This window comes from Flintibacter hominis, assembly GCF_014287965.1.
GTDB lineage: Bacteria > Bacillota > Clostridia > Oscillospirales > Oscillospiraceae > Lawsonibacter > Lawsonibacter aceti.
Map to the genome: position 1 here is coordinate 117,719 of NZ_JACOPO010000001.1, position 13,421 is coordinate 131,139.

The 13,421-nt window shown below is 60.9% G+C and carries 14 protein-coding genes; 3 read left to right on the forward strand and 11 right to left on the reverse strand.

Features of this window, described 5'->3' with window-relative positions:
• Positions 1-80 precede the first annotated feature (80 nt).
• Both H8S11_RS00610 and mnmA read right to left on the reverse strand, forming a co-directional pair.
• Positions 81-383 (reverse strand): hypothetical protein, encoded by a 303-nt coding sequence (locus H8S11_RS00610; protein WP_147573227.1) that lies wholly within the window; start codon positions 381-383, stop codon positions 81-83.
• A 33-nt stretch (positions 384-416) separates the two neighbouring features.
• Entirely contained in the window at positions 417-1,493 is a 1,077-nt protein-coding gene (gene mnmA, locus H8S11_RS00615) for a tRNA 2-thiouridine(34) synthase MnmA (RefSeq protein ID WP_186851838.1), read from the reverse strand.
• A gap of 306 nt (positions 1,494-1,799) precedes the next feature.
• On the opposite strand from mnmA, the gene nrdD reads away from it, so the two are divergent.
• Positions 1,800-3,926 carry an anaerobic ribonucleoside-triphosphate reductase gene (gene nrdD, locus H8S11_RS00620; RefSeq protein WP_186851839.1) on the forward strand — a complete coding sequence of 709 codons (2,127 nt, stop codon included), beginning with the start codon at positions 1,800-1,802 and terminating at the stop codon, positions 3,924-3,926.
• 104 nt (positions 3,927-4,030) lie between these two features.
• Complete coding sequence (nrdG, locus tag H8S11_RS00625) at positions 4,031-4,549, forward strand: anaerobic ribonucleoside-triphosphate reductase activating protein (protein ID WP_186851840.1); 519 nt, start codon at positions 4,031-4,033, stop codon at positions 4,547-4,549.
• Positions 4,550-4,596: 47 nt separating this feature from the next.
• Here nrdG and H8S11_RS00630 read toward each other — a convergent pair whose 3' ends face one another.
• From H8S11_RS00630 to H8S11_RS00665, 8 genes are all read right to left on the reverse strand, one after another.
• Positions 4,597-5,178: an ATP-binding cassette domain-containing protein gene (locus tag H8S11_RS00630; protein WP_186851841.1), complete on the reverse strand. Its 582-nt coding sequence runs from the start codon at positions 5,176-5,178 to the stop codon at positions 4,597-4,599.
• Positions 5,175-5,954, reverse strand: a complete 780-nt coding sequence (locus H8S11_RS00635) for an ABC transporter permease (RefSeq protein ID WP_186851842.1) — start codon at positions 5,952-5,954, stop codon at positions 5,175-5,177. Before H8S11_RS00635 ends, H8S11_RS00630 begins: the two co-directional genes overlap by 4 nt.
• Positions 5,941-7,017: an ABC transporter substrate-binding protein gene (locus tag H8S11_RS00640; protein ID WP_186851843.1), complete on the reverse strand. Its 1,077-nt coding sequence runs from the start codon at positions 7,015-7,017 to the stop codon at positions 5,941-5,943. The genes H8S11_RS00635 and H8S11_RS00640 overlap by 14 nt, the downstream gene beginning before the upstream one ends.
• Before the next feature lie 39 nt (positions 7,018-7,056).
• Positions 7,057-7,713 carry a Crp/Fnr family transcriptional regulator gene (locus tag H8S11_RS00645; RefSeq protein ID WP_186851844.1) on the reverse strand — a complete coding sequence of 219 codons (657 nt, stop codon included), beginning with the start codon at positions 7,711-7,713 and terminating at the stop codon, positions 7,057-7,059.
• 218 nt (positions 7,714-7,931) lie between these two features.
• Positions 7,932-8,486, reverse strand: coding sequence for a Fe-S-containing hydro-lyase (locus H8S11_RS00650; RefSeq protein WP_186851845.1), 555 nt, complete (start codon positions 8,484-8,486; stop codon positions 7,932-7,934).
• 39 nt (positions 8,487-8,525) lie between these two features.
• Positions 8,526-9,353 carry an alpha/beta fold hydrolase gene (locus H8S11_RS00655; protein WP_186851846.1) on the reverse strand — a complete coding sequence of 276 codons (828 nt, stop codon included), beginning with the start codon at positions 9,351-9,353 and terminating at the stop codon, positions 8,526-8,528.
• A gap of 23 nt (positions 9,354-9,376) precedes the next feature.
• Positions 9,377-10,216 (reverse strand): fumarate hydratase, encoded by an 840-nt coding sequence (locus tag H8S11_RS00660; protein WP_186851847.1) that lies wholly within the window; start codon positions 10,214-10,216, stop codon positions 9,377-9,379.
• 127 nt (positions 10,217-10,343) lie between these two features.
• Positions 10,344-11,069 carry a DUF554 domain-containing protein gene (locus H8S11_RS00665; RefSeq protein ID WP_186851848.1) on the reverse strand — a complete coding sequence of 242 codons (726 nt, stop codon included), beginning with the start codon at positions 11,067-11,069 and terminating at the stop codon, positions 10,344-10,346.
• A 157-nt stretch (positions 11,070-11,226) separates the two neighbouring features.
• Here H8S11_RS00665 and H8S11_RS00670 point away from each other — a divergent pair, with 157 nt between their 5' ends.
• Positions 11,227-12,192: a D-2-hydroxyacid dehydrogenase gene (locus tag H8S11_RS00670; protein WP_186851849.1), complete on the forward strand. Its 966-nt coding sequence runs from the start codon at positions 11,227-11,229 to the stop codon at positions 12,190-12,192.
• Positions 12,193-12,248: 56 nt separating this feature from the next.
• On the opposite strand, the gene H8S11_RS00675 is transcribed toward H8S11_RS00670, so the two are convergent.
• Positions 12,249-13,334 (reverse strand): DUF2974 domain-containing protein, encoded by a 1,086-nt coding sequence (locus H8S11_RS00675; protein ID WP_186851850.1) that lies wholly within the window; start codon positions 13,332-13,334, stop codon positions 12,249-12,251.
• Positions 13,335-13,421: the final 87 nt, after the last annotated feature.

A 13,421-nucleotide genomic window follows, 5' to 3' on the forward strand; every position in this document is an offset into this window, starting at 1 on the left:
GTCGTGCCCACTATCATATACCAGTTTCCTCCAAAAAGCAACAGATATACCAGAGGGCTGCGGGCCTGGAAAAAGAGGGCCTATTTGCCGCCATTCCAGCGGTCCTGGCCTTTCCCGCCGAACTGGAACCACAGGGCCAGAATCAGCAAGATGACACCGATGATTGTGCAGGCGCCGCTGAACAGGGGGGAGATGAGCCCGTTCCGCTCGAGCAGCACGGTAATGGACAGAAAAACCAGGTTGCCAAAGAGCAGGGTGCGGGCAGTGGGGTCCATCCGCTTCCTGGCGCGGTCCTTCTCGTCGGCCAGCTTGGCCTGATTGGCCTGACGTTTGGCATTGATGGTGGACTGGGAGTGGCGCTTTTTATACTTCTTGTGGCTCATGGGTCAGGGAGCTCCTTTCGTATCTGTGAGGAATCAGGGGGTAATGGTGGCCCCACCTACCACCGTGTCACCGTCATACAGGACCACGGCTTGGCCGGGAGTGATGGCCCGTTGAGGCTGGTCAAAAGCGAGGTGGATGGTGTCCGGCCCGGTCTGCTCCACAGTGCAGGGCTGCTCCGCCATGCGGTAGCGGACCTTGGCCCGCAGGCGGACAGGAGCAGAAAGGTGGTCACAGGCGATGAGGTTCAGATCCGCCGCCGTGAGGGTGGAGCCATACAGGCTGTCATTGCAGGAGAGTACCACGGAGTTATCCTGGGGCCGGACCTCCTTGACATAGAGGCGCCCACGGGTGGAGGATACCCCCAGCCCCCGCCGCTGGCCCAGGGTGTAGTCGATGATGCCGGTGTGGGCCCCCAGGACCGCTCCGCCCTCATCTAAAAAGGGGCCGGAGGGATAGCTCTTTCCAGTATACTGGCGGATAAAGGAGCCGTAGTCCCCGTCGGGGATGAAGCAGATGTCTTGGCTGTCCCCCTTCTTGGCGTTGATGAGGTCAGCTTGGGCGGCAATGGAGCGGACCTCCTCCTTGGACAGAGCGCCCAGGGGAAACAGGGAGCGGGAGAGCTGCTCCTGGTTTAGACCAGCCAGTACATAGCTCTGGTCCTTCTCCGGATGGGCCGCCTTCTTCAGCAGCCAGCGGCCGCTCCCCCGGTCCAGCTCCAGCCGGGCGTAATGGCCGGTGGCCACCTGATCCCGGCCTGACTCCAAGGCCTGCTGGAGTAAAAAGCCGAATTTGACATACCGGTTGCAGACCACGCAGGGATTAGGGGTAAGCCCCCGCTCATAGGCGGAGGTAAAGGTGTCCAGAACATGGGAGCGGAAAGGGGCGCGGGCGTCAAGCACATAGAAGGCAATACCCAGCTTCCCAGCCACGGCCCGGGCGTCCTCCACGCCATCTGGAGGTCTGTCATCCTCCCGGCTCCCGTTGACCAGCGCGCCATCAAACATCTTCAGCATAACGCCCACTAGGTCGTGTCCCTCCTGCTGAAGCAGCCAGGCGGCGGTGGAGCTGTCCACACCACCGCTCATGGCCACAGCGATTCGATTTTGCATATGGGGACACCTCCTGCCGGGACAAATAAGGGTCAATCCGGCGATTTGCCGAAATTCGTTACAAAGTATATCACACTTTGGCCCTTGTATCAACCAAAAAGGCCAGAAAGAGGAAAGAAAGTTCCCGTTTTCTCTGGTTTCTTTAAAAAATATATGTTGTATCCGTTGGTAAAAAATAAGAGGCGACATACAAGATGTAGTGGACAAAACAAAAAGGACATGGTATACTTCTCCCCTGACAGTGTCTGGCGGCCATGCCGCCGGTTAGATAGTATACCATAAAGATACGGGAGAGGGAGACCAGCTATGAAAGTGATCAAGCGCGATGGGACCATCGTGGATTATGACCGAAGCAAGATCGTTACCGCCATCGAAAAGGCCAACGCCGAGGTGCCGCCGGAGGAACAGCTTGACCGGGCGCGCATCGACGCCATCATCGACCACATCGAGGGACTCAAGCGCCAGCGGATGCTGGTGGAGGACATCCAGGACCTGGTGGAGCAGGGGCTGGTGGAGGAAAACAAGTTCCACCTGGCCAAGACCTACATCATTTACCGCTATAACCGGGCCCTGGTACGCAAGGCTAACACCACCGACGAGTCTATCCTCTCTCTGCTGCGCAACGAGAACCAGGAGCTGGCAGAGGAGAACTCCAACAAGAACACCATGATCGCAGCCACCCAGCGGGACTATATCGCCGGGGAGGTGAGCCGGGATCTGACCCGGCGCATCCTGCTGCCCGAGCATATCTCCAAGGCCCACGACGAGGGGACCATCCACTTCCACGATGCAGACTACTTTGTCCAGCCCATTTTTAACTGCTGCCTCATCAACATTGGGGATATGCTGGACAACGGCACTGTGATGAACGGCAAGCTCATCGAGAGCCCCAAGAGCTTCCAGGTGGCCTGTACCGTCACCACCCAGATCATCGCCTGCGTGGCCTCCAACCAGTACGGAGGGCAGAGCGTGGATATGAGCCATCTGGGCAAGTATCTCCGCCGCAGCCGGGAGAAATTCAAAAAGCACATCGCCTATGAATGTGCCGGACAGGTGGACGAGGCTACCCTGGAGCGGCTGGTGGCCGACCGTCTGCGGGATGAGCTGAAATCCGGTGTCCAGACTATCCAGTATCAAATCAATACCCTGATGACGACCAACGGACAGTCTCCCTTTGTCACTCTGTTCCTCAACCTCCAGGAAGATGACCCCTATCTGGAAGAGAACGCTATGATCGTGGAGGAGGTGCTGCGCCAGCGGCTGGAGGGCATCAAGAACGAAAAGGGAGTCTATATCACCCCCGCCTTCCCCAAGCTGGTGTATGTGCTGGACGAGCACAACTGCCTCAAAGGGGGCAAATATGACTACATCACGGAACTGGCCGTCAAGTGCTCCGCCAAGCGGATGTACCCCGACTATATCTCCGCCAAGAAGATGCGGGAGAACTATGAGGGCAACGTGTTCTCGCCCATGGGTTGCCGCTCCTTCCTGGCCCCCTGGAAGGATGAGAATGGGAATTATAAGTTCGAGGGCCGCTTCAACCAGGGAGTGGTCTCCCTCAACCTGCCCCAGATCGGCATTCTGGCCAGGGGGGATGAGGAGAAGTTCTGGACGCTGCTGGAGGAGCGGCTGGACCTGTGCTTCGAGGCCATTATGTGCCGGCACAACGCGCTGAAAAACGTGAAGTCCGACTCCTCACCCATCCATTGGCAGTACGGGGCAATCGCCCGCCTGCCCAAGGGGGCTCCCATTGAGCCACTGCTGTACGGCGGGTACTCCTCCATATCTCTGGGTTATATCGGGCTGTACGAGGTGACCAAGCTGATGAAGGGCTGCTCCCACACCCAGCCGGGCGGCACAGAGTTCGCCCTCAGGCTGATGAACCGGCTGCGCCGGGCCTGTGACGACTGGAAGAAGGAGACGAATATCGGCTTTGCCCTCTATGGCACACCCGCCGAATCTCTGTGCTACCGCTTCGCACGCATTGATAAGGAGCGGTTTGGCACGATACCTGACGTAACTGACAAGGGGTATTATACAAATAGTTATCATGTGGACGTGCGGGAACACATCGACGCCTTTGAAAAGTTCACCTTTGAGAGCCAGTTCCAGAAGATCTCCACCGGCGGGTGCATCTCCTATGTGGAGATCCCCAATATGCGCCACAATCTGGAGGCCATGAAGGAGGTTGTCCGCTTCATCTATGACAATATCCAATACGCCGAGTTCAATACCAAGAGCGACTACTGCCAGGTGTGCGGCTTCGACGGGGAGATCGTCATCAACGACGACAACCAGTGGGAGTGCCCCTGCTGCCACAACAAGGATCGGTCCAAGATGAACGTCACCCGCCGTACCTGCGGCTATCTGGGAGAGAACTACTGGAACGTGGGCAAAACCAAGGAGATCAAGTCCAGAGTGTTGCACCTTTAAGTGAATTAGAAATTGAGGAGGTCGGCTGTGATGGGTCCGTTGCCCCCCCGTGTTCCCATTTCTAACTCCTTATTCCTCATTCCGGAAAGTTTGGAGGTTTTGCCATGAACTATGCCGACATTCGCCCCATCGACGTGGCCAATGGGCCGGGGGTACGGACTTCCATCTTTGTGTCTGGCTGTACCCACCACTGCAAAGAGTGCTTTAACCCGGAGACTTGGGACTTCGCATACGGTCAGCCCTTTGGCGGGGAGCAGAAACAGGAGATACTGGATTGCCTGTCCAAACCCTACATTCGTGGTTTGTCCCTGCTGGGGGGCGAGCCCTTCGAGCCTCAGAACCAGCGGGCGGTGCTGGAACTGGTCCGGGCGGTCCGAGCCCGGTTTCCAGAAAAGGACATCTGGTGCTACTCCGGCTATCTGTTTGAAAGCCTTCGGGACAGCCAGGTGGGAGAATACAGCCAGGAGCTGTTAAAGGAACTGGATGTACTGGTGGACGGGCCCTTTGTCCTGGAAAAGAAGGATTTGTCCCTCCGGTTCCGGGGATCGTCCAACCAGCGGTTGATTGACGTGCCCGCTTCACTGAGAGCGGGGGCGGCAGTGCTGTGGGACGGTGCGGAATAAAATAGAGAACGGGAGCCCCGGCGGTACCGCCGGGGCTCCCGTTTCATTTAGAGGACGCGCAGGGGAGGGCCATCCAGAGGGATAACCCGGTCCGCCATGGACAGGATATCCTCCTCGTGACTGGACAGCAGGATAGGCAGGCCCAATGCCCTCATCCTGTCCATGATACGCCCGGCCCGCTCCCGGTCCACCCCGGCAAAGGGCTCATCCAGCAGATAGAGCCGGGCGGGGAGGGACAGGCACCGGGCCAGAGCCAGCCGTCTGCCCATGCCGCCGGACAGGGCGGGGGGATAGACGGATGCTTCGCCGCCCAGCTCCACCAACTCCAGCAGTCGGGACACGTCCTTCCAGCGATCCTTGGGCAGTACGTCAGTGAGGTGCTGTCCCACCGACCGCCAGGGGAGAAGGCGGTTTTCTTGAAACAGGATAGCGATCTCCCTGGGACTGATGCCGGAGACCGTGCCGCTCTGGGGCCGCTCCAGACCGGCCAACACCCGCAGCAGGGTGGTCTTGCCGCAGCCGGAGGGACCCCGCAGGGCGGTGATGCCGGCGTCGGGGAGGGAGAGGGAAAAGCGGTCCAGCACCTTTTTCTCTCCAAAGGAGACACTGAGTGATCGACAGGAGATCACAACTGAGTCCCCCCCTTCTGCTCCAGCATCAGCCGGAGTCCACGCTCCAGCGCCAGGCTGAGGGCCACCACCACAGCGGTCCAGGCAAAGAGATCCGGGATTTCCAGAGAGAGCTTAGAACTGTAAATCTGAGTGCCCATGGCCAAAGAGGGGGTACATAGCACCTCGGCGGCCACACCGGATTTCCAGGCCAGACCCACAGAGGTGATGAGGGCGGAGAGAAAGTATGGCCGGAGAGAGGGGAGATAGATCAGCCGTATGGCCTTGCTCCGCGAGAAGCGGTAGGCGCGGGCCAGCTCCAGAAGCTGGGCGTCAGTGGCCTCGATGCCGTGGACCAGGTTCTCCCACGTAACCGGCAGAACCATAAGGGCGGAGATGATGGCAGGTACCTGGTCCCGCTGCGTCCATAGCAGGACCAGCAGGATAAAGGAAACCACTGGTGTAGCCCGGATGATTCGGATGGGCGGGGACAGGAGCCGGGCAGACCAGGAGCTGGCGCAGGTAAGACCGGCCAGCAGTCCGCCCAGCACCACTCCGGCGAACAGGCCCGCTGCCACCCGGAGAAAGGTGGCCCCCACGGAGGCCCAGAAGGAAACCTGTCCTACCAGAGCGGCCAGGGCGGCCAACACGGTGAGGGGGTAGGGAAGGAGCAGCTCGTTCCCCCGGCCCTCCACATGAAGCTCCACCAACCAGGCGGCAAGCTGCCAAGCCCCCAGCCAGAAGGCCGGGGGCAGCAAGGCGCGGATGAAATTGGGCCGCCCTTTACTCCCCGCCATAGTAGAAGGCGTCGTAGGGCATCCCGCCGCCGATGGAAGCGGGGTCGGTACGGAATAGGACGGCGTAGTAGCCCTCCAGAGCGGCGCGCATCTCCTGGCCCGTTAAGAAGGTCAGATTGCACTGGGGAATGGCCGCCTGGGCCACCTGTTCATTGGGGGCGATGCCGTATTTCGCCACCAGGGCGGCTCCGTCAGCAGCGTTGCCCTCCTCCGTCATGAAGGTGATGGAGTCGCCGTACAGGTCTAGCAGAGCGTCGATCAGTATGGGATTTTCCTGGATGAATTCGGTCCGGGCTACCACGCAGCCCATGGGCAGGACCCCTTGATCCAGTTTCTCCCACTCGTCAGACAGGGACAGGGCCTGACGCACGCCGGTGTCCTGTACCATCAGGGCGGTGGCGGCGGGGACAGGGAGCATACAGATGGCCTGTTCCGAGGAGACCATTTTAGCCGAAACCTCCTGGGCGGTCATCCACTGGATGTCTAAGGTAGAGGGGTCCACCCCGTTTGCCGTGAGGAGATGGTCCAATACATACTCCGGGTTTGCTCCCTGGCCAGTGGCGTAAATTGTCTTGCCCCGCAGGTCAGCCATAGAGTGGACGCTGTCCCCTTTCTCCAGAATATAGAGCACCCCCAGAGTGTTGACCGCCAACACCTGAATGGCCCCATCGCTTTTGGTGTACAGATTAGCAGCCACGTTGGTAGCGATGGCGGCCACATCGGCGGAGCCATTGACCAGGGCATCGGTGACCTGATTGTTGTCCGCCACAACAGTAGTGTTCAAAGTAAATGGGGCGTCTGTGGGGGCGCTGCCGGCAGCGTAGCTGTCCACCAAATAAGCGGCCCCGACGCCGGTAGGACCGCTGAGGACCATAAAGTTGATCTCCGGAATATCAGACGGGCCGGGAATCTCCTGGGACGAGTCGCCTGACGAGGAACCGCCGGAGGAGATGTCCCCGGAGGCAGAGCTGGAGGAGTCGTTCTCACTGGCGCTTGGTTTACAGCCGGCTAGGCTGGCCAGCACCAGGGCGGCGCACAGCAAGAGAGAGAGTTTTCGTTTCATGTGGATCATCCTTTCTGATAGAGCGGTGGGGACAGAAGCTCACAGGAACCCTTCCAGACCGGCTGGGTCGGAGATGGAGATGGTCTTTCCGTGGCGGGAGATGAGGCCGCTCTCCTCCAGGGACTGGAAAGCCCGATAGAGGGAGGCACGGCTCAAGCCCAGCCGCCGGGCCAGGTCGGTGGCGGCACAGGTGAGCTGCCCCTCCCGGACATTGGCCAGCAGGTACCGAGCCAGTTTTCCCTCGGCTCCGGACTGGACCAGGGATTGCAGCCTGCCGGATAGAAAGCGGATTCGGCCGGTGAGGTAGCGCAGGTAGTTTTCCCGGAGCGGCCCGTCCTGAGCCAGTAAGCGGTCCATGCTGTTCTGAGGCAACATCAGGCAGCGGCTGCTCTGCCGAGCGGTAATGGTGGTAACAAATTCCGGAGCCTCGGTGTACAGGGCGGCGGCTCCAAACAGATCCCCAGGCTCCAGATAGCTGACGGTCAAAGTCCCCTTGGTGACCTGAAGCCTGCCGGCTAGCAGAATGCCCAGGCAGCGGCAAAAATGGCTTGGACTATACACCGTGGCCCCGGTGGGAAAGAACTCCAGCCGGCCCTCCTGTGTGATTTGGTCCAACAGGGCGGGGGAGCAGTGCCGAAGGAGCGGGCAGCCCTCCAGAATCTCCCAATCTTCTTGGTTCAGCGGCAGAACAGGCACCTCCAAACTGTCTTATTTGATACAGAATGATTGTATGACAGGGGAGAGGAAAAGTCAACCCCGGCTCTGGGTTCCAGAACCGGGGCCAGGGAGTCGATCCTTCCCTGGAGCGTACAGCTCCGGACGGAAGATCCCATCCACCCTCCGACTCAGCTTCTGGAGGTGGGCAGGCTGCTCTGTGATAGCGGCAGGGCCGCCTTCCGCTGCGCTGTCAACCTTTATCGGCTGGCCAGATAGGCCGCCGGGCCGCTCTCATACAGATCCCCGCCGTGGGTGTCCAGAATAACGGTAAGGGGGAAGTCCTCCACCTCCAGGCGGCGCACGGCCTCACAGCCCAGATCCTCCCAGCAGAGGACCTCCAGCGCCTTCACGCTGGACGCCATCAAGGCCCCCGCGCCCCCCAGGGCGGCCAGGTAGACGGCCCCATTCCGGACCACGGCGTCCTTGACTGTTTGGCTGCGTTTGCCCTTGCCGATCATGACGGCTTGGCCCAGGTCCAGCAGGCGGGGGGAGTAGGCGTCCATCCGGCCGCTGGTGGTAGGGCCGGCGGAGCCGATGACCTGTCCGGGGCGCTCTGGGGTGGGGCCCACATAGTACAGGGCGGAGCCCTCCACAGGGAAGGGCAGGGGCTCCCCCCGGTCAAGCAGCTCCATCATGCGCTGATGGGCGGCGTCCCGGGCGGTGTAGACCGGCCCGGACAGCAGAACGGTGTCTCCCGCCCGGAGGGGGGCCAAGTCATCCTTTGACACCGGGGTGGTCAGACGATACTGCATGAAAACAGCCTCCTTAACTGATTGGATGGGTATACAGGGTTACAGGTGGTCCGACAGAAAGCGGTGGATTGTATCCGCGAGCTCTTGTGGGCGGAAGCGGTACAGATCGTGGGGAAGGTCTAACAGATGGAGAGAGGAGACGGAAAAAGCGGAGAGATACGTTCTTGCGCACATCCGCCATTCCTCCTGGGGGAGAGGGGTGCCCTTGCCGTTGGAAACCAGGAACAGCGCGGGGACAGAGGCTGGCGGCCCCTCCTGCTGTACCTGACGGATGGAGCGGGGCAGGTCCCTTGCCTCATTGACCCATACGACACTGACGAAGTTTCGGCGGGCGGCAGGGGCCAGTTCCCTCCGTTCCGAGGCGGGGAAGCGCCTCAGCAGGGCGCGGGAGGTAAGGCGGAAGAGCAGCCCGCGCTTCCAGCTGGAGCGATGGAGGGCCTCCAGCCGGCGATGGACAGTCTCCAGCTCCATGTGCTGATAGACCTGCGGTACAGCGGGGTCCAGCCCAACCAGAGCGGAGACCTCCTCCGGATATTTGCGGGCCCAGTGAAGGGCCTCCAGAAAGCCCATGCTGTGGGCGGCCAGCACCACTGGAAGAGGGCGCTCCAGGGCGGCCAGCACGCCGCGGTATTCCTCTACCACAGTGTCTACATCTCTGGGAGCATCTGTCAGGCCGCTGTGTCCATAGCCGAATTTGGAGGGGATGAGGACCGAGTACCATGGGCTCAGAGCGTCCGCCAGAGGGGCATACTCCAGTCCGGGGAACAGGATGTTGGAGCCGGACAGAATGAGAAGGGTGACCGGCCCGACGCCCGTGCAGGATACCTGGAGGCTCCGGCCGTCTATGGCAATCATTTTTTCGTCCATGGCGGGCACCTCCCGATGAGCGCTCACAGTTCAGCCGAGGCCCGGCGGGTGACGTGACAGCTGACATTCACCGCCACGGGCAGCCCCGCCACATGGGTGGGGGCGGTCTCTACGGCCAGCCCCAGGCAGGTGGTCTGGCCGCCGAAGCCCTGGGGCCCAATGCCCAGGCCGTTGATTTCTTCCAGCAGCTCCGCCTCCAGGGCGGCGTAGAAGGGGTCCGGATTGGGCTGGTCAATGGGACGGAGGAGAGCGTGCTTGGCCATGGTGGCCACTTTGTCAAAGGAGCCGCCGATGCCCACACCCAACACCACAGGGGGACAGGGGTTGGAGCCGGCCTGCTTTACGGTGTCCACCACAAAGCGCCGGACGCCCTCCACCCCGTCGGCGGGCTTGAGCATGGCTAGCCGGCTCATGTTCTCCGAGCCGAAGCCCTTGGGAGCCACGGTGATGGTGCATCTGTTCCCCGGCACCAGTCGCAGGGTGATGGCGGCGGGGGTGTTGTCCCCGGTGTTTACCCGCTGCAGGGGGTCGGCCACAATGGATTTGCGGAGATAGCCCTCCCCGTAGCCCCGCTGGACTCCTGTGTGGATGGCCTGCTCAAAGTCCCCCTGAATATGGACCTCCTGGCCCAGCTCCACAAACACACAGGCCATTCCTGTGTCCTGACAGATGGGGAGCTCCTTCTCCCCGGCCAGCTCCAGATTGTCCCACAGCAGGCCCAATGTCTCCTGAGCCAGGGGCCAAGGTTCCTCACGGCGGCTCCGGGCCAAGGCGGCCACGATGTCGGGGGGGAGCTGGGTGTTGGCCCGGACACACAACCGGGCCACTGCGTCGGTGACGGCGGCGGAAGAAATGGTCCTCATATTGGTTACCTCCCGGAATGGATAATCGTTTGATTGGGATGATTGTAACATAGCCCAGTGTGAAATTCAATTTTCTGCTGTTAGTTCCAGGAAAACAGCCGGACCGGGCAAAAGCCGGTCCGGCTGTTCATACCAGGGCGGTGTATAGCGCCCCCACCACCAGCGCGGGGAGCAGATTGGCGACCTTAAACTTGTTGCCGAAGGCAAGATTGACGCCTACACAGAAGATGAGGATAGAGCCCAGAAAGGACAGATTGTTCACCACAGCGGGGCTGAACACCGGAGCCAGAAGTCCGGCGCACAGAGTGACTGTGCCCTGGAGCACACCTACGGGCAGAGCTGAAAAGACAGCCCCCTTGCCGTAGGTGGAGGAGAAGATCATGACGATGATCAGGTCGAGGACGGATTTGGTGAACAGGGTGGAGGGGTCTCCGGTCATGCCGTCCTGGATGGAGCCTACGATGGCCATAGCCCCGACACAGACCGTGAGAGAAGCGGTGACGAAGCCCTGGATGAACTGGCTATCCTCCCCACGGGAGGCCTTCTCCTTCAGCCAGCCCCCCAGCCGCTCCATCCGGCCATCCAGATCCAGCCACTCACCCAGCAGAGAGCCGGCGGCGAGGGCCAGTATCATGCCCAGAGTGCCCCTGGTGTCCAGCCCAGTGAGTACCCCGTCCCGGACCGACAGCATCCCGTTCAGGGTGCCAGCTCCACCGATGAAAATGATGCACAGGCCCATGGCCTGGATCACAGCCTGCTGATAGCGGGCCTTGAGCCCTCCCTTCAGGACCAGGCCGGCACACCCTCCCGCCAGAATGGCCAGAACATTGACCACAGTACCGATCCCCGCCAAAGACGATCCCTCCCAGCCGGGGCCGATGTGGCCCCGCACGACTGGATTTATTATAGTGCTTCGACGGAAAATGTCAAAGGAAAAGAATTTGCATTAGGTAGGATGATATGATACAATTAACAAAAATTTGGCCCAGGGCCAAGAGGAGGAATATTTTATGAAAATCGTAGTATTGGACGGCTATACGGAAAACCCCGGCGATCTGAGCTGGGACGAGCTGGGAAAGCTGGGCGAGCTCACTGTTTATGACCGTACCAGCCTCACCGACGAGGACGAGGCTATCGCCCGCATCGGCGACGCCGAGGTGGTCTTTACCAATAAGACTCCCATTACCAAAAAGGTTATCGACGCCTGCCCCAACATGAAGATGATCAGTATGCTGGCCACCGGCTACAATGTGGTGGACTATGTTTATGCCAAGGAAAAGGGCATTCCCGTCACTAACGTGCCCACCTACGGTACCGCCTCCGTCAGCCAGTTCTCCATCGCCCTGCTGCTGGAGATCTGCCACCACATCGGCCACCATGACGCCTCCGTCCATGCCGGCAACTGGGCCAACTGTGTAGACTGGTGCTACTGGGACTATCCCCTGATCGAACTGGAGGGCAAGACCATCGGTATCATCGGCTTTGGCCGCATCGGTCAGGCTGAGGGCCGGATTGCCAAGGCCCTTGGTATGAACGTGGTGGCTTATGACCTGTATCCCAACGACTCCGGCCGGGCCATCGCCGAGTATGTGGACCTGGATACCCTGTATGCCAGGGCCGATGTCATTTCCCTGCACTGCAACCTGACGCCCGAGAACACCGGCATGATCAACAAGGACTCCATCGCCAAGATGAAGGACGGCGTCATTCTGATCAACAATGCCCGTGGCCAGCTCATCCACGAGCAGGATGTGGCCGACGCCCTGAACTCCGGCAAGATGGGAGCCGCCGGCCTGGACGTGGTGTACACCGAGCCCATCCGTGCCGACAACCCTCTCCTGAAGGCCAAGAACTGCATCATCACCCCCCACATCTCCTGGGCCCCCAAGGAGAGCCGCCAGCGCATCATGGATACCGCGGTGGAGAACGTCAAGGCCTATCTGGCCGGCGCCCCCATCAACGTGGTCAACCGCTGAAAAACTGGAAAACAGCAGCAGAGCCGCCCATGAAAACATGGGCGGCTCTTTTGCGTTCAGGGCACGTTTTCCCTCCATACTGAAGCGGCCGACCGGGCCAGCTGAATCAACCCCTCGGCCAGCGTCCGGCGGGTCCCGTCCCGGTCGTCCGCCAGAGAGCGCAGGGCGGCCTGGAGGTTCCTGGGCTGAAGCAGGTCGGCGGTGGTGCTGGCCTCTCCGGCGGACAGCAGCTGAAAGAGGGAGTCCACGAACTGACTCCGCTCCTGGGGGGACAGACCGGCCAGCCAGCCCTTAATAGCCTGGTCGGCCATCCGGCTGCCGGGAGTGATCTCTTCCGCCTGGACGAAGGAGCCCCCCTCCACCTCCCAGGAGTAAGGGTCGTGCTGGAGCAGGCCGATTTGGCGGCTCCGCACCACGGTATGGGGCTCGTCGTGTTCCAACAGCAGTCCCACCACTGAGGACTGGGGAATGAAGGTGTGCAGCCGGGTCAGCAGCTCCTGGTAGCCCGGACTGTCCAGCACCAACCGGGTGAAGCCGGGGCCGTCGTTGTTGTAGATGGCCAGGATCCGGTCCCGCACTTTGATTCGGGCCAGGGCGCCGGCAAAGACAGCCAGATTGCCTCCCTTGGAGTGGCCGCCCAGCCGGAGGGAGCCAGGAAAGAGAGAGGCAAACCGCTCCACATAGTCCAGGGCCGCCTGTTGGGCGGGGACAGCGTCCAGGAAGCTCATGCTGAAGTCCTCCTTCCAGCCCACTAGGGTGGCGTCGGTGCCCCGGAAGGAAAGAAAGGCGGAGCCATCCTCCAACAGAACGGCGATGGCGGCGAACTGCATCTCCTCCTCCGGAACAAAGCGGTCCTGAGCGAAGGCCAATCCCAGGGGAGAAAAGCGGCGGCATCGGGCCAGAGCGGCCAGCAGCTTTCGGTCCAAAGGGCATCGGACACGGCCTCGCCGCCCCTCTGGCAGGGCCAGATAGGTTTCCGCCGCCTTTCCAAGAGAGATAGGACCGCGCAGGTCTGGAGGGACCAGGTTGTCGAAGTGGACATAGGACAGGATGGACAGAATCAGGCCGTCCACCGGGTTGAAGGGGGCCTGGCTCATGGGGATATCTCCCCGCCAGGCCAGGTAGTCGAACAGATCGGACAAAGGTTTCAGGCTCCTTTCCGGGGAAAACGGCGTCCTCCAGCCCCCTTTCCCGCATATCCCCGCCCACCACCGCATAGGATGGACCAA

Bases quoted from the DNA above. Each gene is read 5' to 3' on its own strand.
- H8S11_RS00635 (WP_186851842.1), bottom strand. From the start codon at position 5,954: ATGGCGGGGAGTAAAGGGCGGCCCAATTTCATCCGCGCCTTGCTGCCC.
- nrdG (WP_186851840.1), top strand. From the start codon at position 4,031: ATGAACTATGCCGACATTCGCCCCATCGACGTGGCCAATGGGCCGGGG.
- H8S11_RS00660 (WP_186851847.1), bottom strand. From the start codon at position 10,216: ATGAGGACCATTTCTTCCGCCGCCGTCACCGACGCAGTGGCCCGGTTG.
- nrdD (WP_186851839.1), top strand. From the start codon at position 1,800: ATGAAAGTGATCAAGCGCGATGGGACCATCGTGGATTATGACCGAAGC.
- H8S11_RS00650 (WP_186851845.1), bottom strand. From the start codon at position 8,486: ATGCAGTATCGTCTGACCACCCCGGTGTCAAAGGATGACTTGGCCCCC.
- mnmA (WP_186851838.1), bottom strand. From the start codon at position 1,493: ATGCAAAATCGAATCGCTGTGGCCATGAGCGGTGGTGTGGACAGCTCC.
- H8S11_RS00610 (WP_147573227.1), bottom strand. From the start codon at position 383: ATGAGCCACAAGAAGTATAAAAAGCGCCACTCCCAGTCCACCATCAAT.
- H8S11_RS00655 (WP_186851846.1), bottom strand. From the start codon at position 9,353: ATGGACGAAAAAATGATTGCCATAGACGGCCGGAGCCTCCAGGTATCC.
- H8S11_RS00670 (WP_186851849.1), top strand. From the start codon at position 11,227: ATGAAAATCGTAGTATTGGACGGCTATACGGAAAACCCCGGCGATCTG.
- H8S11_RS00640 (WP_186851843.1), bottom strand. From the start codon at position 7,017: ATGAAACGAAAACTCTCTCTCTTGCTGTGCGCCGCCCTGGTGCTGGCC.